Annotated in this window: 21 protein-coding genes; 11 read left to right on the top strand and 10 right to left on the bottom strand. The window is 72.6% G+C overall.

Translation table 11 applies throughout. The features are described from left to right. Positions 1 to 51: 51 nt before the first annotated feature. Positions 52 to 2,136 carry a SpoIIE family protein phosphatase gene (locus tag ACGF5O_RS26905; RefSeq protein ID WP_393812431.1) on the bottom strand — a complete coding sequence of 695 codons (2,085 nt, stop codon included), beginning with the start codon at positions 2,134 to 2,136 and terminating at the stop codon, positions 52 to 54. A 218-nt stretch (positions 2,137 to 2,354) separates the two neighbouring features. Here ACGF5O_RS26905 and ACGF5O_RS26910 point away from each other — a divergent pair, with 218 nt between their 5' ends. The 3 genes from ACGF5O_RS26910 to ACGF5O_RS26920 all read left to right on the top strand — a co-directional run bounded on the left by ACGF5O_RS26910 (position 2,355) and on the right by ACGF5O_RS26920 (position 8,232). Further along, the gene (locus tag ACGF5O_RS26910; protein WP_393812432.1) at positions 2,355 to 4,823 is read left to right on the top strand and encodes a SpoIIE family protein phosphatase; all 2,469 of its coding nucleotides are present in this window, start codon (positions 2,355 to 2,357) and stop codon (positions 4,821 to 4,823) included. Between the two features lie 240 nt (positions 4,824 to 5,063). Next, positions 5,064 to 6,581, top strand: a complete 1,518-nt coding sequence (locus ACGF5O_RS26915) for a hypothetical protein (protein ID WP_393812710.1) — start codon at positions 5,064 to 5,066, stop codon at positions 6,579 to 6,581. Positions 6,582 to 6,624: 43 nt separating this feature from the next. Continuing rightward, a complete protein-coding gene (locus ACGF5O_RS26920; protein WP_393812433.1) occupies positions 6,625 to 8,232 on the top strand; it encodes a serine/threonine-protein kinase in 1,608 nt (535 codons plus the stop codon). 29 nt (positions 8,233 to 8,261) lie between these two features. Here ACGF5O_RS26920 and ACGF5O_RS26925 read toward each other — a convergent pair whose 3' ends face one another. The 3 genes from ACGF5O_RS26925 to ACGF5O_RS26935 are packed head-to-tail and all read right to left on the bottom strand — an operon-like array spanning position 8,262 to position 10,194. Further along, a complete protein-coding gene (locus ACGF5O_RS26925; RefSeq protein ID WP_393812434.1) occupies positions 8,262 to 9,206 on the bottom strand; it encodes a D-2-hydroxyacid dehydrogenase family protein in 945 nt (314 codons plus the stop codon). Positions 9,207 to 9,261: 55 nt separating this feature from the next. Beyond that, positions 9,262 to 9,435: an NAD(P)-binding domain-containing protein gene (locus tag ACGF5O_RS26930; protein WP_393812435.1), complete on the bottom strand. Its 174-nt coding sequence runs from the start codon at positions 9,433 to 9,435 to the stop codon at positions 9,262 to 9,264. 36 nt (positions 9,436 to 9,471) lie between these two features. Next, on the bottom strand, positions 9,472 to 10,194 hold the full coding sequence (locus ACGF5O_RS26935) for a hypothetical protein (protein WP_393812436.1): 723 nt from the start codon (positions 10,192 to 10,194) through the stop codon (positions 9,472 to 9,474). Positions 10,195 to 10,508: 314 nt separating this feature from the next. On the opposite strand from ACGF5O_RS26935, the gene ACGF5O_RS26940 reads away from it, so the two are divergent. Further along, positions 10,509 to 11,753 (top strand): ThuA domain-containing protein, encoded by a 1,245-nt coding sequence (locus ACGF5O_RS26940; RefSeq protein WP_393812437.1) that lies wholly within the window; start codon positions 10,509 to 10,511, stop codon positions 11,751 to 11,753. Between the two features lie 368 nt (positions 11,754 to 12,121). Next, complete coding sequence (locus ACGF5O_RS26945; RefSeq protein ID WP_393812438.1) at positions 12,122 to 13,735, top strand: MFS transporter; 1,614 nt, start codon at positions 12,122 to 12,124, stop codon at positions 13,733 to 13,735. A gap of 61 nt (positions 13,736 to 13,796) precedes the next feature. Here ACGF5O_RS26945 and gap read toward each other — a convergent pair whose 3' ends face one another. Next, entirely contained in the window at positions 13,797 to 14,792 is a 996-nt protein-coding gene (gene gap / locus ACGF5O_RS26950) for a type I glyceraldehyde-3-phosphate dehydrogenase (RefSeq protein WP_393812439.1), read from the bottom strand. A 109-nt stretch (positions 14,793 to 14,901) separates the two neighbouring features. Beyond that, positions 14,902 to 15,858 (bottom strand): GlxA family transcriptional regulator, encoded by a 957-nt coding sequence (locus ACGF5O_RS26955; RefSeq protein ID WP_393812440.1) that lies wholly within the window; start codon positions 15,856 to 15,858, stop codon positions 14,902 to 14,904. A 113-nt stretch (positions 15,859 to 15,971) separates the two neighbouring features. On the opposite strand from ACGF5O_RS26955, the gene ACGF5O_RS26960 reads away from it, so the two are divergent. Then, positions 15,972 to 17,561 carry an FAD-dependent monooxygenase gene (locus ACGF5O_RS26960; protein WP_393812441.1) on the top strand — a complete coding sequence of 530 codons (1,590 nt, stop codon included), beginning with the start codon at positions 15,972 to 15,974 and terminating at the stop codon, positions 17,559 to 17,561. Here ACGF5O_RS26960 and ACGF5O_RS26965 read toward each other — a convergent pair. Next, a complete protein-coding gene (locus ACGF5O_RS26965) occupies positions 17,527 to 18,621 on the bottom strand; it encodes a LacI family DNA-binding transcriptional regulator (protein ID WP_393812442.1) in 1,095 nt (364 codons plus the stop codon). The genes ACGF5O_RS26960 and ACGF5O_RS26965 overlap by 35 nt on opposite strands. A 256-nt stretch (positions 18,622 to 18,877) precedes the next feature. On the opposite strand from ACGF5O_RS26965, the gene ACGF5O_RS26970 reads away from it, so the two are divergent. Then, a complete protein-coding gene (locus ACGF5O_RS26970) occupies positions 18,878 to 19,936 on the top strand; it encodes a glycoside hydrolase family 5 protein (RefSeq protein ID WP_393812443.1) in 1,059 nt (352 codons plus the stop codon). Positions 19,937 to 20,066: 130 nt separating this feature from the next. Here ACGF5O_RS26970 and ACGF5O_RS26975 read toward each other — a convergent pair whose 3' ends face one another. From ACGF5O_RS26975 to paaI, 3 genes are read right to left on the bottom strand one after another with little or no spacing between them, the layout of a single operon-like run. Then, on the bottom strand, positions 20,067 to 20,552 hold the full coding sequence (locus ACGF5O_RS26975) for a GNAT family N-acetyltransferase (protein WP_393812444.1): 486 nt from the start codon (positions 20,550 to 20,552) through the stop codon (positions 20,067 to 20,069). A gap of 42 nt (positions 20,553 to 20,594) precedes the next feature. After that, positions 20,595 to 21,941 (bottom strand): phenylacetate--CoA ligase PaaK, encoded by a 1,347-nt coding sequence (gene paaK / locus ACGF5O_RS26980; RefSeq protein WP_393812445.1) that lies wholly within the window; start codon positions 21,939 to 21,941, stop codon positions 20,595 to 20,597. Continuing rightward, positions 21,938 to 22,369, bottom strand: coding sequence for a hydroxyphenylacetyl-CoA thioesterase PaaI (paaI, locus tag ACGF5O_RS26985; protein WP_393812446.1), 432 nt, complete (start codon positions 22,367 to 22,369; stop codon positions 21,938 to 21,940). The genes paaK and paaI overlap by 4 nt, the downstream gene beginning before the upstream one ends. Before the next feature lie 203 nt (positions 22,370 to 22,572). Here paaI and ACGF5O_RS26990 point away from each other — a divergent pair, with 203 nt between their 5' ends. The 4 genes from ACGF5O_RS26990 (at position 22,573) to paaB (ending at position 25,449) form a co-directional block, all read left to right on the top strand. Beyond that, on the top strand, positions 22,573 to 23,793 hold the full coding sequence (locus ACGF5O_RS26990; protein WP_393812447.1) for a thiolase family protein: 1,221 nt from the start codon (positions 22,573 to 22,575) through the stop codon (positions 23,791 to 23,793). Next, positions 23,790 to 23,972 carry a hypothetical protein gene (locus ACGF5O_RS26995; RefSeq protein WP_393812448.1) on the top strand — a complete coding sequence of 61 codons (183 nt, stop codon included), beginning with the start codon at positions 23,790 to 23,792 and terminating at the stop codon, positions 23,970 to 23,972. The genes ACGF5O_RS26990 and ACGF5O_RS26995 overlap by 4 nt, the downstream gene beginning before the upstream one ends. Positions 23,973 to 24,190: 218 nt before the next feature. Then, entirely contained in the window at positions 24,191 to 25,162 is a 972-nt protein-coding gene (paaA, locus tag ACGF5O_RS27000) for a 1,2-phenylacetyl-CoA epoxidase subunit PaaA (RefSeq protein WP_393812449.1), read from the top strand. Next, positions 25,159 to 25,449 (top strand): 1,2-phenylacetyl-CoA epoxidase subunit PaaB, encoded by a 291-nt coding sequence (gene paaB, locus ACGF5O_RS27005; RefSeq protein WP_393812450.1) that lies wholly within the window; start codon positions 25,159 to 25,161, stop codon positions 25,447 to 25,449. The genes paaA and paaB overlap by 4 nt, the downstream gene beginning before the upstream one ends. Positions 25,450 to 25,456: the final 7 nt, after the last annotated feature.

Here is a 25,456-nt window from a genome sequence, read left to right on the forward strand (position 1 = left end):
CCAGCCTTCGGCCGGGGGACCCCCAGCGCCCCTTCGGGGCACAGGTCGTTGTCAGAGGGCCCTGGCTATCAGGAGGGCCACGTCGTCGTGGTCGTCGGGGTGGCGGAGGCCGTGCAGGAGGAGGTCGCAGGTTTCCTCCAGGGGGCGGTGGGGCTCGTCGAGGAAGCCGAGGAGGACGTCGAGGCGGTCGTCGATGGGGTGGCGGCGGGTCTCGACCAGGCCGTCGGTGTACAGGACCAGCAGGTCACCCGCGTCGAAGCGGACGGTCGTCGTCTCGAAGGGAATGCCGCCGACCCCGAGCGGGGCGGCGGCCGGCAGCTCCAGCAGGGCCGGTGGCCGGTCGCAGTGCACCAGGGCGGGCGGCATGTGGCCCGCGTTGGCGATCTCGCAGGTTCTGGAGTGCGGGTCGTACACCGCGTACAGGCAGGTGACGATGTAGTGCTCCAGGTCGCAGGTGATCCGGTCCAGGTGCCGGAGCACCGCGTCCGGGGGCAGCTCCAGGTCGGCGTAGGCGCAGGTGGCGGTGCGCAGCCGGCCCATGGTGGCGGCCGCGTCGATGCCGTTGCCCATCACGTCGCCGACGACCAGCGCCGTCCTGTCCTGCGACAGCGGGATCACGTCGTACCAGTCGCCGCCCACCTCGCTCGTCGCCTGCGCCGGTTCGTAGCGGGAGGCCAGCTCCAGGCCGGTGTGCTCGGGCGGATGGTCGGGCAGGAGGCTGCGCTGGAGGGTGAGGGCGGTGTTGCGGACGCTCTGGAACCAGCGGGCGTTGTCGATGGCCACGGCGGCCCGCCCGGCCAGCTCGGTGGCGAGGACGACGTCGTCCTCGTCGAAGGGGAGCGGATTGCGGGTCCGCTTGAGGTCGAGGGCGCCGAGCACCTCGCCGTGCGCGATCAGCGGCACCGCGAGATACGAGTGCACGCCCGCCTCCTCCAGCAGGGCACCGCCCTCCGGGCTGCGGGCGATGCGCGGCAGGTCGTGCTTGCCGACCCGCGGGACCAGCACCGGGCGGGCGGAGTGCACGCACAGCGTGACCAGCCGGTCGCCGTCGTAGGAGGCGAGGTCACCGGGCGTGTCGGCGGCCCGCAGGGCGACCGTGGGATGAGCGGCCTTGAGGGCGAGGGCCCGGAACAGTTCCGGGCCGTTGTCGGGGCGGCGCGAGCGGCGCAGGGCCAGCGCCGCGTCCAGCACGTCCACCGCGACCACGTCCGCGAGCACCGGGGTGGCGATCTCGGCCAGTTCGTGCGCGGTGCGCTCCACCTCCAGCGAGGTGCCCACCCGGGCCGAGGCGTCGGCGATCAGGGCGAGGCGGCGCCGGGCCCGGTCGGCCTCGGCCGCCGCGCGGTGCCGTTCCGTCACGTCGACCACCGAGATCGCGGCGCCCAGGACCCGGCCACCGGAGTCCTCGAGCCGGTAGAACGACAGCGACCAGGCGTGCTCCTGCTCCGGATCGGCGGGCGGACGGCCCACGTGGTACTGGTCGAGCAGCGGCGTGCCCGTGGTGAGCACCTGGCGCAGCGCCGACTCCACGGTGTCGATGTCGGGCAGCGGCAGCGTCTCCCGCAGATGGCGGCCGATGTGCTCCTCGGCCGGGACGCCGTCGATCCGCTCCAGCGCCGGATTCACCAGCAGATAGCGCAGATCGGGATCGAGCAGGGCCAGACCGATCGGGGACTGGTTGATCAGCCGCTCGCACAGCGCCAGGTCGGTCTCTAGGCGCTGGAGCAGGTTGTGGTCGGCGACGATGCCCAGGGCGTAGACGTCGCCGTGATCGTCCAGCAGCCGCATGGTGCGGAACTCCATCAGCCGGCTGCTGCCGTCCTTGTGCCGCACCGGGAAGGCGCCGGCCCAGCTGTGCCCGCTCTCCAGCACGTCCGCGAAGACCTTCACCGCGGCCTTCAGATGCTCCGGCTGAATGAGCAGCCGCGCCGCGTTCCTGCGCAGGGCCTCCTCGGACGTGTAGCCGAAGAGTTCCTCGGCCTGCGGGGTCCAGAACACGATCCGGCCCTGCGAGTCCAGCGCCACCGCGGCCACGCTCAGCAGATCCAGCAGGCCGGTCGGACGCGGTCCGCCGGGGCCGTACTCCTCACCGCCGGAGCCGTCGGCGCCACCGGTCCGCAGGGAACCCACAGCCATCCCTCAACCACCTCCACCGGCCGCCGGGCCGATGCCGATGCCGCTGCTACGGCCCTTCCATGCTGCCCCGGCTCGCGGCTCACCCCAACTCCAGACCGGGTACCCCGGTCCGCGCCGGTCTCACGCACCGTGTCCGGCCACGCGGTCCCGCGCCCGTCAGGGGCCGTGCGCAACGGGTGGACAAGCAGGAACATGGGGGTACGTACAGGATGTAGCCAATGGATTCTCCGCGAGAAGATTTCGAGGTGCCGACCACCGTGGGGCCGCACGAGCTCCTGGACGCCTCCAGCGACGCCGCGGCGGTGCTGTCGGCAGCGGGCGACGTGATCGGCTGGACCCGTGGCGCCGAGGCACTGCTCGGCCATCCGGCCGCCGCCGTGCTCGGGCACCCCGCGGCGCGGCTGCTCGCCATGCGCGTCGACCCGGCCCGGGCCGCCGGCGTCGCCGAGCGCTGCCGCTCGGGCATGGGATGGAGCGGCCTCGTCCCGGTACGGCACCTCGACGGCCGCAGCGTCGTCGTCGACCTGCGGGTCTCCGCGTCCTTCCCGATCGGCGGCGCCGAGTGCTTCCTGGTCTCGGCGCGGGAGCAGCGCCCGCAGTGGACGGTGGGCCAGTCCGTCCTCGACGGGTTCCTCACCCGGTCGCCGATCGGTATGGCCGTGATGGACCTGGAGCTGCGGTACGTCTGGCTGAACGACACCCTGGAGCAGTTCGGCGGGGTCCCCCGCGAGCAGCGCCTGGGACGCAGGCTGAGCGAGCTGCTGCCCGGACTGCAGGGGACCACCATCGAGGGCCTGATGCGCAAGGTGCTGACGACCCGGGAGCCGGTCACCGAATACGAGTACATCGGCTGGAGCTGGTCGGATCCGCACCGCCAGCGCGCCTACTCGACGTCGTTCTTCCCGCTCGTCGACCCCGACGACTCGGTGACCGGCGTCTGCTACATGGTCTCCGACGTGACCGAACGCTGGAACGCGCGGCAGCTGCTGTCGATGGTCAACGAGGCCGGCACCCGCATCGGCACCACCCTCGACGTGCTGCGCACCGCCCAGGAACTCGCCGACTTCGCCGTCCCGCGCTTCGCCGACTTCGTCATCGTCGACCTCCTGGAACCCGTCCTCAGCAACGAGGGACACGGCGCCTGGCTGCCCGACGCGGGCCCGGCCCCCGCCCAGGCGGTGATGCGGCGCGCCGCGCTGCGTTCGGTCCGCGAGGGCAGCCCCGAGGCCGTGGCGCGGATCGGCGACCGGGTCGACTTCCTGCCCCCGCCGCACGGCGTCGGCCTGCTCATCGACGGCGAGCCGGTCCTCATCCCCGAACTCGACCCGGACGACCATCTGTGGATCACCGAACAGCCCGCGCGGGCCGACCGAATCCGGGAGTTCGGACTGCACACCCTGATCTCGGTGCCGATGCGGGCGCGCAACACCGTTCTGGGCCTCACCACCTTCGCCCGCTCGCTCAACCCGCTCTCCTTCGCACCCGACGACGTCCTGCTCGCCCAGGAACTGGTCGCGCGCGCCGCCCTCTGCGTCGACAACGCCCGCCGCTACACCAGGGAGCACACGGCCGCCGTCACCCTCCAGCGCAGTCTGCTGCCCCAGGCGCTGACCGGCGGCACGGCCCTGGACGTGGCCTCCTCCTATCTGCCGGCCGACGCGACGGACGGTGTCGGCGGCGACTGGTTCGACGTGATCCCGCTCTCCGGCGCCCGGGTCGGGCTGGTCGTCGGCGACGTCGTCGGGCACGGCCTCGCCGCGGCGGCGAGCATGGGCCGGCTGCGCACCGCCGTGCAGACCCTCGCCGACATGGACATGCCCCCGGACGAACTCCTCGCCCACCTCGACGACCTGGTGCTGCGGCTGGGGGAGGAGGGGACCGCGAGCGGGCCGGCGGAGGGCGGTGTGGACACGTTCGTCGGGGCGACCTGCCTGTACGCCGTCTACGACCCGGTGACCCGGCGGTGCGCGATGGCCCGCGCCGGGCACCCGCCACCGGTGGTCGTCTCGCCCGACGGGCACGTCCACTTCCCCGAGATCCCCGCCGGACCGCCGCTCGGGCTCGGCGGCATGGCCTTCGAGGCCACCGAGATCGAACTGGCCGAGGGCAGCCTGTTCGGCCTCTACACCGACGGCCTCATCGAAGGCGCCGACCAGGACGTCGAACTGGGCATGGCCCGGCTCCGCGGCGCGCTGTCCGTCCCCGGCGCCGATCTCGACACCCTGTGCACGTCGGCCGTCCAGCAGCTGGTCCCCGTTCCCCAGCCCGACGACATCGCCCTGCTGCTGGCCCGCACCCACGCCCTGGGCGCCGACCACGTCGTCTCCTGGGAGGTGCCGGTCGACCCGGCCGCCGTCGCCGACGTCCGCGCCGAGGCGGTCCGCCAGGTGGTCGCGTGGGGCTACGACGAACTGGCGACGACCACCGAACTCATCGTCAGCGAACTGGTCACCAACGCCATCCGCTACGCCGAACCGCCCATCCGGCTACGGCTGTTGCGTGACGCCTGGCTGACCTGCGAGGTCGCCGACGGCAGCAGCACCGCGCCCCGGCTGCGGCACGCCCGGAGCACCGACGAGGGCGGCCGGGGCCTCTTCCTGGTGGCCCAGCTCGCCCACCGGTGGGGCGCCCGCTACACCGGGGAAGGCAAGATCATCTGGGCCGAGCAGGAGATTCCCGGGGCGTGACCGGGCGTATACCGACCGTCCTTGCCCCCCTGTCGAATTCGCACGTATGGCCGTACGCTGTCAATTCACAAGGATTCGGCAGCAATTGGGGGAGCCGCCATGTCCGGGGACGGCGTGTACGGTCCGCAGCAGGAACCACCGCACCAGGGCCCGCAGAACCACGGCTTCCCGGGCCGGGGCCTGCCGAACCAGGGCTTCCCCGGCCCGGGTTTCCCGGCTCCGGGCCCGTTCGTGCCGCCCATGCCGTCGGCTCCGCCGCCCGCGCCGCCGGACCCCCTGCGCGCCACCGCCGTCGCCCTGCTCAACCTGAGCGGCCTCGGCCTCGGCTACCTGCTCCTGCGAAGATGGATCCCGATGGCCGTGTGCCTGGCGGCCACCGTCGTCCTGCTGCTCGTGGCCCTGCCCGCGGACGCCGACGGCGTGCCCGGCACCGCGCTCGTCCTGTACGCCGTTCTCCTCCTGGCGGCCGCCGTCCACGGCTGGTTCGTCGGACTGCGCACCCGCCTGGTGTGGCCGGGACAGCGGCCCGTCGCGCTCGTGCTGGGCGTCGTCCTGCTCGCCGTCCCGGTGGGCGGCGCGCTCTGGTACGACAGCGCCCGGCACGAAGCCGTCGAACGCGCCCTCCTCGCCCGTCTCGACCGCGCCGACCGGCAGGTCGACGCGGCCTCAGGACAGGACTTCGGCACCGCCAAGTCCGGCTACCGGGACGCCCTGGCCGTCTACCGCGACCTCGCCGTCCACCACTCCGGCTCGCGCGCCGCCGCCCAGGTCCCCGACCGCCTGAAGACCTACTACACGACGGTCGCTGCGGCCTACAGCCACCGCGACTACTGCTCCGCCGTCGAACCGCTCCGGTTCCTGCGGACCGTGCCCGACTCCATGCCGAAGGACCAGCTCGGCACGCTCGCCCACTGGCCCGACGACCGGCTGGCCACCTCGCTCTACGAGTGCGGCGCGCAGGGCCTCGCCACCGGCGGGACCGACTGGACCGGCCGGTTCGGCGACCTGCTGAGCACCTTCCCCGACTCCGGCCAGGCCGCCAAGGTCGTACCCGCCGTGGACGCCGCGGAGAAGAAGGCGGCGAAGGCGGTCTCCGGGAAGGATCCCTGCGGCGCCGTCAAGCAGCTGGGCACCCTGAACACGCAGATCACCCAGCTGTCGAACGGGTCGGGCGCCGAGGCCGACGGTCTCGGCAAGGTCGCCGGCCGCGCCGAGCGCAGCGGGAACGCCGGGGAGTACCAGTGCGGCGTCAAGCAGTACCGGGACGGCGACTACGCGCAGGCGCAGGAGACCATGCAGCAGTTCGTCTCCGACAACCCGCACGACGGCAACCGCGACCGCGCCCGCAAGATCGCCATCGGCGCCGAGGTCGCCCAGACCCTCCCCGCCGCCGGCAAGAAGCTGCCCACCACCGCCTCCGGCGGCGGCATCTCCGTGACCGTCAAGAACGACAGCCCCGACGACATCACCGTCCTGTACACGGGCCCGGTCACCGGCAGCTTCACCCTGAAGGCGTGTGGCAGTTGCAAGGCGTACTCGTTCGCCAGCCCGCTCATCAGCGGCTGGGAGCCGTGCAGCGACAGCGGCAAGAACTACCCGCAGCACACGATCAGCCTCCCGCCCGGCACCACGTACTTCGTGCACAAGCCGAAGAACGACAGCACCGCCAGCCCGGGCTCCGACACCGCCAAGCTGCGCTACGGCTACATCTACACCGAGTGCGCGTACACGACGCAGACGCTGGGGTCCACGTACTGAGCGGGGTGCGAGGCTGTCGGACCGGCCAACTAAGCTCCCGCGCATGAACGACGAGGGCAGGGACGACCCCGCGAGACGGGTCGTCGACGGGCGGTTCGAGCTGGTGGCACGGCTCGGTGGCGGCGGCATGGGCACGGTGTGGCGGGCCACCGACCTGGTGCTGCGGCGCAGCGTCGCCGTGAAGGAGGTACGCCCGTCCGACCCCGGGCTCGCCGAGTGGGACCCGGAGGCCGCGCGGCTGCTGCGGGAACGGGTGCTGCGGGAGGCCCGCGCCCTGGCCCGGGTCGACCACCCCAACGTGGTGACGATCCATCACATCGTCGACGGCGGCCCGGGGACCTACCCGTGGATCGTCATGGAACTGGTGACCGGCGGCTCGCTGGCCGACCGGCTCGCCGCCGGCCCGATGAACCCGGTCGAGGCCGCGCGCATCGGCCGCGAGGTGCTGGCCGCGCTCCGCGCCGCCCACGAGGCCGGCATCGAACACCGCGACGTCAAACCGGCCAACGTCCTGCTGCGTCCCGACGGGCGCCCCGTGCTCACCGACTTCGGCATCGCCGCCGTCCGCGAGTCGACCGCGCTCACCGCCACCGGTTCGGTCATCGGCACCCCCGACTACATGGCGCCGGAACGCGTCTCCGGCAAGGACGGCGGGTCGGCCGCGGACCTGTGGTCGCTCGCGATGATGCTGTACGTCGCCGTCGAGGGCCACCATCCGCTGCGCCGGGGCACCACCCTCGCCACGCTCGCCGCGGTCCTCGCCGAGGACGTCCCGCCGCCGGTCCAGGCCGGGCCCCTCACCGACGTCCTCACCCGCGTCCTCGTCCGCGACCCGGCGGCCCGCCCCGACGCCGCCGCGCTGGAGCGGATGCTGGCCCGCGCCGCCCGGCAGACCGAGACCCCGACGTCCTTCCCGCTGCAACCCCCGGCCGCACCGCCGCAGGATGCCGGGCCGCAGGACATGCGGCCCCGGACCACGGCGCCCATGTCCCCAGGCCCGGCCCCGCGCCGCCGCCGGGCACTGCTCCTGCTGCCCGTGGCCGCGGTGGCCCTGGCCGGCACGCTGACGTGGACGCTGCTGCCGGACTCGGGCGACCAGGCCTCCGGGGCCACGGACTCCGGCACCGGCCCGGCCACGACCTCGCCCTCGGCCCGGAGCACCGGCTCACCCACGGCCGCGGAGCAGACCGCCACGTCCGACCTGCTGACCCCGCAGGGCATCCGCACCGCCGTCGCGGCCTTGGAGAAGGCGACCGGCCGGGACCGCTTCGGCAAGCTCACCGTGTACCCCGAGTACGTCATCGCCTACCTGATGGTGAAGGGCAGCGACACCGCGTACGACATGTACACCTACCGCTCAGGACAGGGCGTGCAGAAGGACATCATCTCGGGCAGCCTGACCGGCGACGACAGGCCCGTCAGCGTCGACGGCTTCGACTGGGGCAAGGTCCCCTCGCTGCTGGTCCAGGCCCGCAAGCAGCTCAAGGTGCCCGATCCCGACAGCCGTTACCTCGTCGTCGTCCTGCCCGGCAACGCCTTCGGCGACCCCGCCGGCATGTCCGTGTACCTCAGCAACAAGTACAACCAGGGCGGCTACCTCCAGACGGACAGCAAGGGCAAGGTCGTCAAGGTGATGCCGTACGACGGCTGAGCGGACCGCGGTGAACGCCCGCGGTGGACTCACCCCGTGAGGGTCCGCACCGGCGCTCCGGCCTGCCACGCCGCGATGTCCTCGACCGCGTCCCGGTAGAACACCTCGTACAGATCCCGGCTGACATAGCCGATGTGCGGGGTCACCACGGCGTTCGGCAGGGACCGCAGCGGGTGGTCCGACGGCAGCGGCTCGCGGTCGAAGACGTCCAGCGCCGCGGAGGCGATACCGCCCTCGGTGAGCGCCCTGATCAGCGCCGCCTCCTCCACCACGGGCCCGCGTGAGGTGTTCACGAGGATCGCGGTCGGCTTCATGAGGTCCAGCTCGCGGGCCCCGACCAGACCCCGGGTGCGCTCACTGAGCACGACGTGGACGCTCAGCACGTCCGAGCGCTCGAACAACTCGTCCCGTGCCACGTAGCTCACCCCTTTCGCCTGCGCGTCCGCCGGCGTCAGGTGCTGGCTCCAGGCGATGCACCGCATCCCGAAGGCGCGTCCCACCTCCGTCACCGCCGTCCCCAGCCGGCCGAGGCCCAGCACGCCCAGCGTGGCGCCCCGCAGGCTCACCCCCAGGCCCTCCTGCCAGCCGCCCCGCCGTACCGAGTCCACCTGCTGCGGGATCAGCCGCGCCGCGGACAGGATCAGCCCCCAGGTGAGTTCGGTCGTCGGGTGGGAGAAGTACCCGGTCCCGCAGACCGTGATCCCCAGCCGGCGTGCGGCGTCCACATCGATCGCCGCGTTGACCGGTCCGGTCGTGACCAGCAGCTTCAGGTGCGGCAGCCGGTCCAGGGCCGACGCGGGAAAAGGGGTCCGCTCACGCATGGCCACGACCACCTCGAAACCGGCGAGCGCGGCCACGACTTCGTCCTCGCCGTCGAGGGGCTCCGAGAAGACCCGTACGTCGGCGCGGAGCGACGCCCAGTCCGCCAGACCCAGCGCCACACCCTGGTAGTCGTCCAGGATCGCGATCCGCATCCGCATTCCTCTCGCTCTCGGCCCCGCTCCTCAGGGTGTCACCCGAGCCGCCGGGTCAGGCCGTCCCGGCGCGGGCCGGCGGCCCCAGCCCGCTCACGACGGCCCGGAGGGACTCGGGGCCCCGGCTGTTGACGATGACCACCTCATGGCCGCGGCGGACGGCCTGCCCGGCGACCGCCCGGCCCACCTCGCCCGCGCCGAGGACACCGATGGTGCCGTGCGTGGCCATGCCGCTCATCCTCCGTCTCCGAGGTCCACGTGCCGTTCAGACGTAACGGACGTCGCTCAGATCGATACTGACCATGAGGTGATCGTGGTCGGGCCGTCCGTCCGGCTGGCGCAGATACGCGCGGCGCCTGGTGGGGAACCTGATCCCGTCCGCCTCCCGGATGTCGTGGACGTACTGTGCGGCCGCGAAGCCTCCGGCGATGTCGACGTGGTAGTCGTGGCGCCTGAGCAGGCGGTCGTCCCCGAAGTAGAAGTGCTGGACCGTGCTGTGGCTGGCGACGTCCTCGGGGAAGGTGACCCGCAGACAGCGCCAGCGTTCGGTCGGCGACTCGTCCCAGGGGTCGGCCTCCGCCACGCGCATGCCGGGCATCAGGGTGAAGAAGGGCGTGGTCAGGTACGTCCACAGGGCGTACCCGTTGAAGTAGGCGCGGTCCAGCGGATCCCAGGGAGTCTCCAGGGTGTGTCCGGCGAACGCCGTGCGCGGAGTGAGGCGTTCGGCCACGACCGTGCCGTCCGTGCGTTCGATCGCGATGCGGCCGGGGGTGAAGTCCGTCCGCTGGCCGGGGGCTCCGAAGGGACGCACGGACGCGTGTTCGTCGTGCAGGGCGACGGTCATCCGCCGCGGCTGGAGGTCCCGCGGCAGGCCCTTGGCCGCGAAGAGCTCCCCGTCGCTGACGATCGTGGCGGTCACGGTGCTCAGCCGGTCCCAGCGTGCGGCGCCGCCGTGGGCCTCCAGAACCTCCGTGAGCAGGTCGGTCATGTCTCCTCCAGCGATGTCCGGGGCGCGTACATGCGCCCGAACCGCACAGGCGGGTGCAGCTTCCGCAGGGCACCTCCGGGAGACGCCGTCATGTCCACGGTGCTGCACCCGGCCGCCCACGGCATCCCGTGCGGTCCGTGGTCCGCGGTCGCCCCGACCCCGCGCGCCGTCCCGCACCGGCGTTCACACCCGTCACGCGCACGTGGCCTGCACCATCGACTTGGTCTGCACCATTGACATGTACGCGCGCCGGGGCCTTCAATGCGGCTCACCCGCATATGTATCCGACGGTCACGTATGAGGAAGGCCCCCGCATGAACACCCCCCACCCGCACCTCACCTGGCCCCGCACCCTGTTAAGACTCCTCGCCCTGGTCGCCGTCGTGCTCGGCGTCCAGACCGGCCCCGCCCACGACGCCCGCGCCGCCACCACGATCAACGTGATCGCCTTCTACGACGGCACCTACGACGCGGCCCACATCAGCTTCGACCACGAGGCCAACACCTGGTTCCCGCAGACCGGCGCCCAGAACGGCTTCACCTACACCGCGACCACCGACTGGAGCCGGCTCAACGCCTCCACCCTGGCCGGCTACCAGGTCGTCATGTTCCTCGACAACTACCCCCACACCGCCTCCCAGCAGGCCGCCTTCCAGACCTACATGGCGAACGGCGGCGGGTTCATCGGATTCCACGTCTCGGCGTACAACGACGACACCAGCGACTGGCCCTGGTACCACAACACCTTCCTCGGCACCGGCACCTTCAAGAGCAACTCCTGGGGGCCGACCCAGGAGACCCTGCAGATCGACGACCCCTCGCACCCGGCGACCGCGAACCTCCCGTCCACCATCACGTCCTCGGTGAGCGAGTGGTACAGCTGGCAGAACGACCTGCGGCAGAACCCCGCCATCGACATCCTCGCCTCGATGGCCCCGTCCACCTTCCCGATCGGCACCGACCCCAACCAGACCTGGTACAGCGGCTACTACCCGATCGTCTGGTCCAACCGCAACTACAAGATGGTCTACAACAACTTCGGCCACAACGCGATGGACTACTCGACCAACACCACGCTGTCCTCGACGTTCGCGAGCGCCCAGCAGAACCAGCTCCTGCTCCAGGAGATCAAGTGGGCGGCCGGCCAGTCCGGCCCGGTCACCCCGCCCACCGGCGCCACCGGACCGATCCACGGGTACGGCGGCAAGTGCGTGGACGTCGCGGGCGCCGCCACCGCCAACGGCACCGCCGTACAGCTCTACGACTGCAACGGCACCGCCGCCCAGAACTGGACGGTCTCCGGCACCGGCACGCTCACCGCGCTCGGCAAGTGCATGGACGTGACCGGGGCCGGCACCGCCAACGGCACCAAGGTCCAGCTGTACGACTGCAACGGTTCCGGCTCGCAGGTCTGGCAGGCGGGCTCGAACGGCTCGCTGGTCAACCCGCAGTCGGGCAAGTGCCTCGACGCCACCGGACCTAGCTCGGCCAACGGCACCCGGCTCCAGATCTGGTCCTGCTCGGGAGCCGCCAACCAGAACTGGACCCTCCCGTCCTGACCCACCCGACACCCCGGTGCGACGCGGGCATGCCGACACCCGGCATGCCCGCGTCCGCGGAAAGCGGCGGCAGGCGTCAGCGCCGTTCACCTTAGGTTGCGGGTCCAAGGGCATCTCCGCAGGCGGCACGTCGGTATACGGTCCGAAGCGCTCGCCCCGACAGAAGTGGCTCACGTCAACGGAGATTCCGGCCGAACCCGCCGCGCAGGCGCCGCGCGGACGGCAACCGGGACCGACCTGACGCGGCTCCCGCTGTCGGCCCGGCGGCAGAGCCGCGGTGCACCGGTCGATCGGGAGTCGACAGGTCACCCCAGCGCCGCCCCCGGACGTCGCCCTGTCACTCCACTGCCCCGAGGTGCCCTGTGGCCATGCCTTCTCCTGCCTCGTCCCCGTCGTCCGCGCCGCCCGACACCGGTACCGGCGGCCGGCACATCACGGCCACCGTCGTGCTGGCCTGCCTCGGCGTGTTCGTCTCCTACCTGCCGGTCGTCGGCGTCTCCGTCGCGCTGCCGGTCATGCAACAGGCCCTCGACGCCTCCACCGAGGGCCTGCAGTGGATCACCGACGCCTTCATCCTGCCGACCGCGGCACTGCTCCTGACCTGCGGCATGGTCGGCGACCTGTACGGCCGCAAGAAGACGTATCTCGCGGGGCTCGCGCTGTTCTGCATCGGCTGCCTCGTCTGCCTGACCGCCGGCAGCGTCGTGCAGGTCTGCGTGGGCCAGGCCCTCACCGGCGTCGGTACCGCCGCGCTGCTGCCCGCCACGCTCGCCCTGATCGGCCACGTCATCCCCGACCCCCGCAAACGCGCTCGCGCGATAGCCCTCTGGACGGCCGCCCTCGGCCTCGGGCTGACCCTCGGCCCGGTGGTCAACGGCGTGATCGTCGCGCACACGAGCTGGCGGTGGATCTTCCTGCCCTCGCTGGTCCTCGCCGTGGTCACGGCCGTGATCGGCGCTGTCGTCCTCACCGACTCCCGCGCCGAGCGCGAGCGCCACCTGGACATCCCCGGCCAGCTGCTGGCCGTCGTCGCCGTCACCGGCCTCGTCTACGGCGTCATCGAGGGCGGCAGCGCCGGCTGGTCCTCGGCCCAGGTCGTGATCGCCCTGGTGGCCGCCGCCCTCGGCGCGGCCGGCTTCGTCCTCGTGGAACTCCGCTCCGCCTGCCCGATGCTCGACATGCGCCTGTTCACGTCGCGGGCGTTCTCCGGCGCGGCGCTCGTCATGGCCGTCACCCTGTTCGCCCAGGTCGGCCTGGTCTTCGCGCTCAGCGAGTACTTCGGGCTCGTCCACCACGCCTCGACGCTGGACATCGGCATCCGGCTCATCGCCATCAACGGCTTCACCGTGGTCCTCGGCCCGCTGGTCGGGCGGCTGATGAACCGGGCCACGCCCGGACTGCTCCTGGTCACCGGCCTGGTCGTCGGCGGCATCGGCGCGCTCCTCATGAACGCCTTCCAGGCCGACACCGGCACCGGCGAGGCCGCCCTGATCATCGGCGTCCTCGGCATCGGCATCGCGCTCGCCATGGCGCCGATCACCACCATCGCCATGGACGCCCTGCCGCACCGGCTCGCGGGCACCGCCGCCGCGGCCAACAGCGCGCTCCGCCAGATCGGCAGCGCCCTCGGCCCCGCCGTCTTCGGCGTCGTCCTCACCCACCGCACCCTGGCCACCCTGCCCGGCCACCTCGCCTCGTCCGGGCTGAGCCCCGCCGACCAGGGCCAGGTGAGCGGCCTGGTGTCCAACGTCGGCATCCAGGCGGGCGCCTTCCTGCACCTGAAGACCCCGGCGAGCACCGGACAGGCGCAGGCCGCCTACGGCGCGAGCTTCACCGACGCCCTGCACACCTGTGCCCTCGTAGGCGGCATCGGGATGCTGGTGGCCGCGGTGATCGCCGCGGTCCTCATCGGGATCCGCCCGGCACGCGCCCCGCAGGCGGCGCCGGAGGCGGCGGTGCACCCGGCCGGCGCCACCGGCTGAACCACGGAGCGGAGCGGTCGGCCACCGCACGGTGACCGACCGCTCCGCTCTTCGACATCCGTCAGCGCGCGAGCAGTTCGAGCGTGTCGATCACCCGGTTCGAGAAGCCCCACTCGTTGTCGTACCAGGCGACCACCTTGACGTGGCGGCCGTCGACCCGGGTCAGGGCCGAGTCGAAGATCGACGAGGCCGGGTTGCCGGTGATGTCCGAGGACACCAGCGGGTCCTCCGAGTACTCCAGGACGCCCGCGAGCGGCCCCTCGGCCGCCGTGCGGTAGGCGGCCAGCACCTCGTCGCGCGTCACGTCACGGGACACGGTCGTGTTGAGCTCGACGATCGAGCCCACCGGCACCGGCACCCGGATCGAGTCGCCCGACAGCTTGCCGTCGAGGTTCGGCAGCACCAGACCGATCGCCTTGGCGGCGCCCGTCGTGGTCGGCACGATGTTGACCCCGGCGGCACGGGCGCGCCGGGGGTCGCGGTGCGGGCCGTCCTGCAGGTTCTGCTCCTGCGTGTAGGCGTGCACCGTGGTCATGAACCCGTGCTCGATACCGGCGAGTTCGTCGAGGACGGCGGCCAGCGGCGCGAGCGCGTTGGTCGTGCACGAGGCGTTGGAGACGATCGTGTGCAGCTCCGCGTCGTAGGCGTCCGTGTTCACGCCGTACGCCAGTGTGACGTCCGCGCCGTCCGCCGGCGCGCTGACCAGCACCTTCCGGGCGCCCGCGTCGAGGTGGGCGCGGGCGGCCTTCGCCGAGGTGAAGCGGCCGGTCGACTCCAGCACGATGTCCACGCCGAGTTCGGCCCACGGCAGCTGCGCCGGCTCGCGCTCGGCGAGGACCTTGATGCGGCGGCCGTCGACGACGAGGACGTCCCCGTCGACGCTCACCGGGCGCCCGAGGCGGCCGGCCGTGGAGTCGAAGGCGAGCAGCCGCGCGAGGGCTGTCGGCTCCGTGAGGTCGTTGACGGCGACGATCTCCAGGTCGCTGTCCCGCTCCAGCAGGGCGCGCAGCACGTTGCGTCCGATGCGGCCGAATCCGTTGACGGCGATACGAGTCATGAATGGTGTCCCTTCGCTACGCCACCAGGTTCGCGGCCCGCCCGCGGCCGGGACAGCGGCGAGAACGCCACGGTTCGAAAGGATCCCGCCAGGCGTCACCCGGGCGGCCCTACTCGCCCTTGGTGAAGGTGCGCCGGTAGTCGCTCGGCGTCGTGCCGAGGATCCGCTGGAAGTGCAGCCGCAGGTTCGCGCCGGTGCCGAGGCCGACGTCGCCGGCGATCTGCTCGACGCTCCGCTCCGACCGTTCGAGGAGCTCCCGGGCCAGGTCGATCCGGGCGCGCATCACCCACTGCATCGGCGTGTACCCGGTGTCCTCCACGAACCGTCGCGAGAACGTCCGCGCCGACACCCCCGCGTGCCGCGCGAGCACGTCGAGGGTGAGCGGTTCGCCGAGCCGGTGCAGCGCCCACTCGCGGGTCGCGGCGAACCGCTCCCCGAGCGGCTCGGGCACGCTGCGCGGCACGTACTGGGCCTGGCCGCCGCTGCGGTAGGGGGCCGCCACCAGCCGCCGGGCCGCGTGGTTGGAGGCGGCGACGCCCAGGTCGCCACGGAGGATGTGCAGGCACAGGTCGATCCCGGAGGCCGCGCCGGCCGACGTCAGCACGCTGCCCTCGTCGACGAAGAGCACGTTCTCGTCCACCTTGACCAGCGGATGCTTCTCGGCGAGGGCGCGCGTGTAGTGCCAGTGCGTGGTGGCGCGCCTGCCGTCGAGCAGCCCGGTCGCGGCCAGCGCGAAGGCCCCCGTCGAGATCGCGGCCAGCCGTGCGCCCCGCCCGTGCGCGCCGAGCAGCGCGTCGACGACGGCCGGCGGCGGGTCGTCCCGGTCCGGGAACCGGTACCCGGGCACGAACACGATCTCCGCCCACTCCAGCGCGTCCAGGCCGTCGGCGACGTGGTACGACAGCCCGTCGCCGCCGGTGACCAGACCGGGTGCCGCACCGCACACCCGTACCTCGTACGGCATGCTCGCCCGGGTCGTGAACACCTGCGCCGGGATGCCGACGTCGAGGGGTTTCGCCCCCTCCAGCACAAGGACGGCGACGCGATGCAGACGGACCGGAGACACATCGGACAGGGTACGAGGCCCCGGCCGCGGCCCTCGGTGCGGGCGGGCACCCGTTCGGGTGCATGCCCGTGGTCGGTGACGGCGGCCGGCCGCCGGGGCCCGATGATGGAGCCATGCCTGGAGCGGACGCAGAGGTGCCGGTGCTGATCGTCGGCGGGGGGCCGGTCGGGCTCACCGCGCGGGCGCTGCTGGGCCGCTGGGGGGTGCCGTCCTTGCTGGTCGAGAAGCACCGGGAGCTGTCCCCGTTCCCCCGGTCCCGGCTGGTCAACGTGCGGTCCATGGAGATCTTCCGCCGGCTCGGGGTCGCCGAAAGGATCACGGCGGACGCGTTCGCACGCGAGTACGGGCGGGTGCGCTTCCGGGACACCCTGTGCGACCCGGACTTCGCCAGCGCCGCCATGGTCGGGGTCCGCGCCGTCGTCGCCGAGAGCCCGGTCGTCGGGGTGGTCACCTCGCAGGACCGGCTGGAGCCCACCCTGCTGGCCGCCGCCGGGGGAGAGGTGCGGTTCGGCACCGAACTGGTCGGCCTGGAGGAGGACGCGGAGGGTGTCGTCGCGGCGCTCGCCGACGGCGAGAACGGCGTGCGGACCCGTGTCCGGGCCCGGTACGTGGTCGCCGCCGACGGCGCGAACTCCACCGTCCGCGAGCGGCTGGGCATCCCCGCCTCCGGTCCCGGAGCGCTCGGCGACTACACCACCGTCGTGTTCGACGCCGACCTGGGCCGCTGGTGCGCGCACCAGCCCGCCGGGGTCTACTTCACCGCGTTCGGCACCTTCACCCCGCTCTACCCGGAGGGCGGCTGGGCCTGGTTCGGCGCCACGCCCGAAGGCAACGGGCAGACCGACTGGTCCGCCCGCGTCTCGCACGCCCTGGGTCCCGGTGCCGGCGTCCGTGCCGACGTGGTCCGGGTCCAGCACTGGTCGATGACCGCGCATGTCGCCGAGAGCTTCCGGCGGGGCCGGGTCCTGCTGGCGGGCGACGCCGCGCACGCGGTCCCGCCGATCGGCGGCCTCGGCATGAACGCCGGTGTCGCGGACGCGCACAACCTGTCCTGGAAACTGGCCGGCGTGCTGCGGGGCTGGGCCGGACCCGCCCTGCTGGACACGTACGAGACGGAGCGCCGGCCGGTGGCCGACGAGACCCTCCGCCAGGCGGTCGCCAACACCCGGCTGCTGCTCCAGGTGCAGGACCTGCGCAAGGAGCAGTTGCGCAGCGGCTCCCCGGCGCCGGTCGAACTGCCCTGGTCGGAGCGGTACTTCGCGCAGCTCGGCCTGGTGCTCGGTACGGCGTACGAGTCGGCAGCCGTCCTCGGCGCCGGCGCCGGCCATGGCAACGGCGACGGCCGGCCGGAGGCCCCCGGGACCGAGTACGTGCCCACCGCGCGGCCGGGCCACCGCATGCCCCACCACTGGCTCGCCCCGGGCCGCTCCACGCTCGACGCGCTCGGCGAGTGGTTCACCGTGCTCACCCCGGACCCCGGGCGCTGGCGGCGGCACACCGCCGGACCCTGGCCGGTGCGCGTCGAGCCGATGCCCGGCGAACCCGCGGGACGGTACGGCCTGAGTCCGCACGGCGGTGCGCTTCTCGTCCGCCCCGACGGCCACATCGCCGCCCGCTGGGACGGGCCCCCGCAGGCCGGCTCGGCGCTGCGCGACGCCCTGACCGCGGTCACGTCGTGCGCGGCGGGGCGGTGCTCTCCCTGACCACCAGGCGGGCCGGGACGAGGTCGGTGCCGGGACGGGAGTCGTCGCCGGTGCGCAGCTGGCGCAGGACACCCTCCACACAGCGGCGGCCGACCTCGGCGAAGTCCTGGTGGACGGTGGTGAGGGGCGGGATGAAGAAGGCCGTGTCCGGGGTGTCGTCGAAGCCGACCACACTGATGTCCGCGGGCACGGACCGGCCCCGCTCGTGGAAGGCCCGCAGCACACCCAGGGCCATCTGGTCGTTGGCCGCGAACACGGCCGTGCACTCCGGCTCCTCGGCGAGCGCGAGCCCCGCCGCGTAACCGGACTCGGCCGACCAGTCGCCGCGCAGCGGCCCCGGGACCGGGCACCCCGCCTCCGCCAGCACCGCCTCCCAGGCCTGGGCCCGGCGCTGGGCCGCGTACGAGGACCCGGGCCCTGCCACATGCCACACCGTGCGGTGCCCCAGGTCCAGCAGGTGCCGCACGGCCCTGCGCGCGCCGTCGGCCTGGTCGGTGTCGACCACGCCGTAGCGGTCCCCGGCGTCCGAGTCCACGACCACCACGTGGACGCCGGGCGGCAGGTGCACGGTGGCGGCGTCGAGCAGATGGATCTCCATGATGACGATGACGGCGTCCACCGCCAGCTCGCCCATCCGCGTGAATGCGCCCAGCACGTTGTCCTGCGTGGCCACGTCGATGGGGATGAGGGTGATCGCGTAGCCCTCGGCCGCGGCATGCGTGGCGATTGCCTCGACCGTGCGGCTGCTGCCCGTGGAGGAGAGGCTGAACAGGATCACGCCGATGGTGTTGAACCGCCCGTAACGCAGGGCGCGGGCCGCGCTGTTGGGCCGGTAGCCGAGCTCCCGCATCGCGGCCAGCACCTGCTCCCGGGTGGAACCGACCACCCCGGGATGCCCGTTGGAGACGCGCGAGACCGTCTGCGAGGAGACCCCGGCGAGTTCGGCGACGTCGGCCATGGAGACACGCTGCTTGCGGCGCCCGCCGGGCACCCCGGAACCGTCCCGCCGCGCCCCGCCCGCGGCCGGCGCGACCGGCTGCTCCGGCTCGTTCAGGACCATCGCCCCACCCCTCAATTCTCCTTCATGCACGGGAAGTCGGGACCGGGAATCTTGACGGCCGCAGGAGCGGGTGCCACGATTCCGACGCTTTCGAGTTTACGTAAACATCGCCTCGTGACCAGCCCCGACGGAGATCCCGTGGGCATGGTCGCGGAGTGGATGTTCACGTGAACATGCCGCGTCGATGTTTACGTGAACACGTGCGTGGGCCCACTGGCCCACGCGTCGAGCCGCCGTCTTCCGAAAGGTCACGTTGATGCGCAGGACCCCCGCCAGAACCCGTATCGCCCCCCGCACCCGTGCCGCCCTCGCGGCGGTCGCGATCGCCGCGGTCGGCGCCACGACCCTCACCGGCAGCCCCGCCTCCGCCGCCGTACCGGGCCACGGCACCAGCCAGTTCAAGGGCGTCAACTGGGCCGACCCGCGCGACAACTACGCCGACGACCCGGTGGTCCTCTCCGGCCTGTCGCTCTCCGACAGCTACGCCCAGACCTACGCCAAGGCGACCCGGGTGATCGCGGCCTTCCGCGCCAACCTCGGGGCCAACACCGTACGGCTGCCCATCAACCCGTACACGGTGAACGGCTCCTACTGGAAGTCCTACCGCGGGGTCATCGACGCGGCCTCCGCGCAGGGCTTCAAGGTGATCGTCTCCTACTGGGAGGGCACCGGCGCCGACAAGGACGGCTTCATCGACGACGAGGCCACCTACTGGCCCATGTGGAACACGGTCGTCAAGGCCTACCGGCACGACCCGCACGTCTACTTCGAGCCGATGAACGAGCCGCACGGCTACACCGACGCCGAGTGGGCCGACCTCGCGGCGAAGTGGCTGGCCACCTACCCGTCCGTCCCGCACGACCGGGTCTTCGTCAGCGGCGCCGGCTACAACGACCATGTCACCACCGTCTGCGCCGACCCGCGGCTGAAGGGCACCTACCTCTCCCTGCACCACTACGGCTTCTGGAAGAGCTACGCCACCTACGACCAGTGGGTGTCCGACCTGAAGGAGCGGCTCGGCGACTGCGCGAACCGCACGGTCGCCGACGAGTTCGGCGCCCCGATGACGACAGGCCTGGACTACGACAAGCCCGCTCCCGACGACAACTCCGTCAACTTCATCCAGGCCGACACCGACACCTTCCGCAAGCTCGGCATGGGCTCGGTCTACTGGCCGGGCCTGCGCACCGACGACACCTACTCGATCCAGAAGCTCATCGGCGACGCCTCCCGCCCCTGGCTGGCCACCACCAACCAGTCCGGCGCCGACCGCCTCGCCTGGGCCTGGGGCCGCGGCAGGCCGGTCAACGGCTGACCGCCACCGGGGCGGCCGCGGCGCCCACGAGCACCGCGGCCGTGGCCGCGCCCCGATAGGGGCGCGGGGAACTGCGCGACCAGCCACGACGGCGCCGCGGACACATGACTGCGGCACTCCAGCGGAGCGGCTAGGGCTGCAGACGCAGCACATACGTCAGCCCCGGACCACGGGAGAGCCGCGTCTCACCGTTCACGGTGAACCCCGTCCGGGCGAGGACGGCCCGGGACGCCGCGTTGCGGAGGTCGGCGGCGGCCCGCAGGGTGGTCAGCCCGTAGGTGTTGACGGCGCGTCGGCACACCTGGCGTACGCCCCACGTGGCGAGCCCCCGCCCGGCCGCCCGCTCCGCGATCCGGTACCCCAGGTCGGCGCCGCCGTCCGCGACGTCCACCAGGTTGACCCGCCCCAGCACCTCGCCCGCCGGGTCGACCAGCACATGGAAGTAGCAGGTCCCGGCCTCCTGCTCGGCCAGCCGCGCCCGGTGCACCTCGTCGAACCGGGCGAAGTAGTCGTCACCGCGGTCCGGGATGGCCGCCGCGAAATAGGCGCGGTTCGCCGATTCGAAGGCGAGCAGCGCCGCGGCGTGGTCGGCGCGGAGCAACTGGAGTTCTGGCATGGGAAGGACGGTAGGCACTCCGGCCGTCCGCCCGCCAACGCATTAGTCCCCGCGCAGGTCCTTCACCCGGCGCAGCTTGCCGAGCGAGCGCTCCAGCGTCTCCGGTTCGACGACCGCGACCTCCACGGTGATGCCGACGCCGTCCTTGATGCCCTGGGCGATCGTCCTCGTGGCGGCCGTACGGTCGTCGAGGGTGGCGTCGGGCCGCGCCTCGACCTGGACCGTCATGTGGTCCATGCGTCCGCGCCGGCTGATCTGGATCTGGAAGTGCGGGGCCACCCCCGGCGTCCGCAGCACGATCTCCTCCACCTGGCTGGGGAAGACGTTGACCCCCCGAAGGATGATCATGTCGTCGGACCGGCCGGTGATCTTCTCGATCCGGCGGAACCCGGGACGCGCCGTGCCGGGCAGCAGCCGGGTCAGGTCCCTGGTGCGGTAGCGGATGACGGGCAGCGCCTCCTTCGTCAGTGAGGTGAAGACCAGTTCGCCGCTCTCGCCCTCCGCCAGCACCTCGTCGGTCAGCGGATCCACGACCTCCGGGTAGAAGTGGTCCTCCCAGACGTGCAGCCCGTCCTTGGTCTCCACGCACTCCTGCGCGACCCCGGGGCCGATGACCTCGGACAGCCCGTAGATGTCGACCGCGTGGATGTCCAGGCGCTCCTCGATCTCGCGGCGCATCTCCTCGGTCCACGGCTCCGCGCCGAAGATGCCGACCTTCAGGGAGGTGGAGCGCGGGTCGACGCCCTGGCGCTCGAACTCGTCCAGCAGGGTCAGCATGTAGGACGGCGTGACCATGATGATCTCGGGCCGGAAGTCCTGGATGATGTGCACCTGGCGAGCGGTCATGCCGCCGGAGGCGGGGATCACCGTGCAGCCGGCGCGTTCGGCGCCGTAGTGGGCGCCCAGGCCGCCGGTGAACAGGCCGTAGCCGTAGGAGACATGGACCTTGTGCCCCGGGCGGCCACCGGCGGCCCGGATGGAACGGGCGACGACGTCCGCCCACATGGACAGGTCGTTGTCGGTGTAGCCGACCACGGTGGGCCGGCCGGTGGTACCGCTGGAGGCGTGCACGCGCCGCACCTCGGACATCGGCACGGCGAACATGCCGAAGGGGTAGGTGTCCCGCAGGTCCGCCTTGGTCGTGAAGGGGAAGCGGGCGAGGTCCGCGAGGGTGCGGCAGTCGTCCGGACCCACGCCGGCCGCGTCGAACTTCTTGCGGTACAGCTCCACGTTGTCGTACGCGTGCCGCAGCGTCGTGCGCAGCCTGGTGAGCTGGAGCGCCCGGACCTCCTCGCGGGACATCCGCTCGGCCTCGTCGAGCAGGGCCTCGGGGAGCGGCTCCCCCCGGCGGGTGCCCCTCGGCCCGGGCGCGATCACTTCGCTGCTCATTGCGGCTCCTGATTCTGCGTGCGGAGGGTGCGACTACGGCCGCGGAACTCCGCGATCACCTCGTCGCCGCGCACGACACTCACGTCGTAGACACCGCTGCGGCCGAACCGGACGCGCTCCCGCGCGCTGGCGACCAGCACGTCGCCCTCGTAGGCGGGCGCGACGAAGTCGATGTCGGCCCCGGCGGCGACGGTCACCGGCCCGTGGCTGTTGCAGGCGCAGGCGAACGCCGTGTCGGCGAGCAGGAAGACGTGCCCGCCGTGGGCGATGCGGTGTCCGTTGACCTGCGAGGCGGTCACGGTCATCCGGAGCACGGCCGTCCCCTCGCCGTGCTCCAGCAACTCGATCCCGAGCCGCCGGGACGCCTCGTCCGCGGCGAACATCGTCTCGACGGGGCCAGGTGTCGTCCCGGGTACCTGGGTCGTCATTTCCACCACCTTGTGACCCGACCGAACATTCGGTTAGCGTGCGGCGTGGTCAAGTAATCCAGCAACACACCTGCATGTCAAGAGGTGGAGCGCAGGCCGCGGACGTGCCCGCGCCACCCCGTCCGACACCCCTTCGCCACCGGCCGCCACGCCGTCCCGCAGCCGCGGCGGACCGCGCATCCCGAAGCCGAGGAGACCGCCCGATGTCCGACGTCTACCTGATCGACGGGGCCCGCACCCCGCAGGGCCGCTACGGCGGAGCCCTGGCCGCCGTACGCCCCGACGACCTCGCCGCCCTCGTCGTCGGCGAGGCCGTCCGGCGCTCCGGCGTCCCCGGCGAAGCCGTGGACGAGGTCGTCCTGGGAGCCGCCAACCAGGCGGGCGAGGACAACCGGGACGTGGCCCGCATGGCGGTGCTGCTCGCCGGGCTGCCGCACACCGTGCCCGGCTACACCGTCAACCGCCTGTGCGCCTCGGGCCTCACGGCCGTCGCCTCGGCCGCCCAGACGATCCGCGCCGGCGAGGCGGAGCTCGTGGTCGCCGGGGGAGTGGAGTCCATGACCCGGGCGCCCTGGGTCATGGAGAAGCCCGGTACCCCGTGGGCCAAGCCCGGGCAGGTGCACGACACCGCCCTGGGCTGGCGGTTCACCAACCCGTGCTTCACCGCCGCCGACCGCGAAGTGCCCGCGGACGCCGGACCCGGGGCGGTCAGGCTCACGCTGTCCATGGGCGAGACCGCGGAGGAGGTCGCCGCTCTGGACGGCATCACCCGCGCCGACTCCGACGCCTTCGCCCTGCGCAGCCACCAGCGGGCGGTGGCCGCCCGGGAGGCGGGCCGCTTCGACCGCGAGATCGTCCCCGTGCCGGTGCGCGACGGCGAGGTCACCCGGGACGAGGGCCCCCGCCCCTCCACCACCCTGGAGAAGCTGGGCTCCCTGCGCACCGTCTTCCGCGCGGACGGCATCGTCACGGCGGGCTCCTCCTCACCCCTGTCCGACGGCGCCGCCGCCCTCGTGGTCGCGAGCGCCGAGGCGGTGGAGCGGTACGGTCTCACCCCGCGCGCCCGGATCGTCGCCTCGGCCTCCGCCGGTGTCCAGCCCAACCTCATGGGTCTTGGCCCGGTCCCCGCCACCGAGAAGGCCCTGGCCCGCGCCGGCTGGCAGACCGGCGACCTGGACGCCGTGGAGCTCAACGAGGCGTTCGCCGCCCAGGCGCTGGCGGTGATCCGCCGCCTCAAGCTCGACGGGGACAAGGTCAACGCCGACGGCGGCGCCATCGCCCTCGGCCATCCGCTCGGCTGCTCCGGCGCCCGCATCCTGCTCACCCTGCTCGGCCGCCTCGAACGCGAGAACGGCCGCCGCGGCCTGGCCACGCTCTGCGTCGGCGTGGGCCAGGGCGTCGCCCTCCTCGTGGAGCGGGTGTGACCACTTCACCGTCGTACGACACCCTGCTGGTAGAGGAGCGGACCGACCTGGTCGTCGTCACCCTCCACCGGACCCGCTCCTCGGCCACCGCCCCGCGGCTGACGAAGCTCTTCGCCGACTCGCCCGGCGCCCACCCGGTCGCCGACGACCTGGCACAGACCGTGCCCCTTGAGGGGTAGGGCAAGAAGGGCCGCATGACACGTCTCCTGGAGCGGAGGAGCCGCGCATGACCTCGGCACCGGCACCCGGGACCGGCGCGGTCGTCGTCGTCGGCGGCCGGCCGCTTGCCGGGGTCCGTCGGGCCGGTCCGGGTACTGATCGGCGCAGACCCTTGCCAGACCGGGGAGGGCGCCCCTTATGATGAACCGAACGAATGGTCGGTTGGGAGATGGTGGAGATGACTGAAGCGGCCGGAAGGGACGCCGGGCCCGATCTGGAGTCCCACTTCGAGGCGACGATCGCGCGTGACCAGCGGATCGAGCCGCGCGACTGGATGCCGGAGGGCTACCGCAAGACGTTGATCCGGCAGATCGCCCAGCACGCGCACTCGGAGATCATCGGCATGCAGCCGGAAGGCGACTGGATCACCAGGGCGCCCTCGCTGCGCCGCAAGGCGATCCTGTTCGCCAAGGTCCAGGACGAGGCCGGCCACGGCCTGTACCTGTACTCGGCCGCCGAGACCCTGGGCGCCGACCGCGCGGACCTCACCGAGCGCCTGATCGAAGGCCGCCAGAAGTACTCGTCCATCTTCAACTACCCGACGCTCGGCTACGCGGACGTCGGCGTCATCGGCTGGTTCGTGGACGGCGCGGCCATCTGCAACCAGGTGCCGCTGTGCCGCAGCTCGTACGGCCCCTACGCCCGCGCGATGGTGCGGATCTGCAAGGAGGAGTCCTTCCACCAGCGGCAGGGCTACGAACTGCTGATGACCATGATGCGCGGCACCGACGCCCAGCGGGAGATGGTGCAGGACGCCGTGGACCGCTGGTGGTGGCCCTCCCTGATGATGTTCGGCCCGCCGGACGACGAATCGCCCAACTCCGCCCGTTCGATGGCCTGGAAGATCAAGCGGCACAGCAACGACGAACTGCGCCAGCGCTTCGTGGACATGACCATGCCGCAGGCCGCCAAGCTCGGCGTGACCCTGCCCGACCCCGAGCTGCGCTGGAACGAGGAGCGCGGCCACCACGACTTCGGCACCCCCGACTGGGCCGAGCTCAAGGACGTCATCAGCGGCAACGGCCCCTGCAACGCGGAGCGCGTCGAGCGCCGGCGGGCCGCCCACGAGGAAGGCGCCTGGGTGCGTGCGGCCGCCGGTGCCCACGCCGCCAAGCAGGCCGCCCGAGCCCGCGAGGAGGCGGTGGCATGAGCGACACCGGGAACTGGCCCCTGTACGAGATCTTCGTCCGCGGCAAGCGCGGCCTCAACCACGTCCACGTCGGCTCGCTGCACGCGGCCGACGACCAGATGGCCCTCACCCACGCCCGCGACCTGTACACCCGGCGCAACGAGGGCGTCAGCATCTGGGCCGTGCGCTCCGAGCACATCGCCGCCTCCAGCCGGGACGAGAAGGACCCCTTCTTCGACCCCAGCGCCGACAAGGTCTACCGCCACCCGACCTTCTACGACATCCCCGACGATGTCCCGCACATCTAGGAGCCGG

The sequence above is a fragment of the Streptomyces sp. NPDC048291 genome, assembly GCF_043201715.1.
In the GTDB taxonomy this organism is placed as follows: Bacteria; Actinomycetota; Actinomycetes; order Streptomycetales; family Streptomycetaceae; genus Streptomyces.

Bases quoted from the DNA above. Each gene is read 5' to 3' on its own strand.
- ACGF5O_RS26975 (WP_393812444.1), bottom strand. From the start codon at position 20,552: ATGCCAGAACTCCAGTTGCTCCGCGCCGACCACGCCGCGGCGCTGCTC.
- ACGF5O_RS26970 (WP_393812443.1), top strand. From the start codon at position 18,878: ATGCGCAGGACCCCCGCCAGAACCCGTATCGCCCCCCGCACCCGTGCC.
- paaK (WP_393812445.1), bottom strand. From the start codon at position 21,941: ATGAGCAGCGAAGTGATCGCGCCCGGGCCGAGGGGCACCCGCCGGGGG.
- paaI (WP_393812446.1), bottom strand. From the start codon at position 22,369: ATGACGACCCAGGTACCCGGGACGACACCTGGCCCCGTCGAGACGATG.
- ACGF5O_RS26930 (WP_393812435.1), bottom strand. From the start codon at position 9,435: ATGGCCACGCACGGCACCATCGGTGTCCTCGGCGCGGGCGAGGTGGGC.
- ACGF5O_RS26925 (WP_393812434.1), bottom strand. From the start codon at position 9,206: ATGCGGATCGCGATCCTGGACGACTACCAGGGTGTGGCGCTGGGTCTG.
- ACGF5O_RS26965 (WP_393812442.1), bottom strand. From the start codon at position 18,621: ATGGTCCTGAACGAGCCGGAGCAGCCGGTCGCGCCGGCCGCGGGCGGG.
- ACGF5O_RS26910 (WP_393812432.1), top strand. From the start codon at position 2,355: ATGGATTCTCCGCGAGAAGATTTCGAGGTGCCGACCACCGTGGGGCCG.
- ACGF5O_RS26905 (WP_393812431.1), bottom strand. From the start codon at position 2,136: ATGGCTGTGGGTTCCCTGCGGACCGGTGGCGCCGACGGCTCCGGCGGT.
- ACGF5O_RS26920 (WP_393812433.1), top strand. From the start codon at position 6,625: ATGAACGACGAGGGCAGGGACGACCCCGCGAGACGGGTCGTCGACGGG.
- paaA (WP_393812449.1), top strand. From the start codon at position 24,191: ATGACTGAAGCGGCCGGAAGGGACGCCGGGCCCGATCTGGAGTCCCAC.
- ACGF5O_RS26935 (WP_393812436.1), bottom strand. From the start codon at position 10,194: ATGACCGACCTGCTCACGGAGGTTCTGGAGGCCCACGGCGGCGCCGCA.
- paaB (WP_393812450.1), top strand. From the start codon at position 25,159: ATGAGCGACACCGGGAACTGGCCCCTGTACGAGATCTTCGTCCGCGGC.
- gap (WP_393812439.1), bottom strand. From the start codon at position 14,792: ATGACTCGTATCGCCGTCAACGGATTCGGCCGCATCGGACGCAACGTG.
- ACGF5O_RS26945 (WP_393812438.1), top strand. From the start codon at position 12,122: ATGCCTTCTCCTGCCTCGTCCCCGTCGTCCGCGCCGCCCGACACCGGT.
- ACGF5O_RS26990 (WP_393812447.1), top strand. From the start codon at position 22,573: ATGTCCGACGTCTACCTGATCGACGGGGCCCGCACCCCGCAGGGCCGC.
- ACGF5O_RS26915 (WP_393812710.1), top strand. From the start codon at position 5,064: ATGCCGTCGGCTCCGCCGCCCGCGCCGCCGGACCCCCTGCGCGCCACC.
- ACGF5O_RS26940 (WP_393812437.1), top strand. From the start codon at position 10,509: ATGAACACCCCCCACCCGCACCTCACCTGGCCCCGCACCCTGTTAAGA.
- ACGF5O_RS26960 (WP_393812441.1), top strand. From the start codon at position 15,972: ATGCCTGGAGCGGACGCAGAGGTGCCGGTGCTGATCGTCGGCGGGGGG.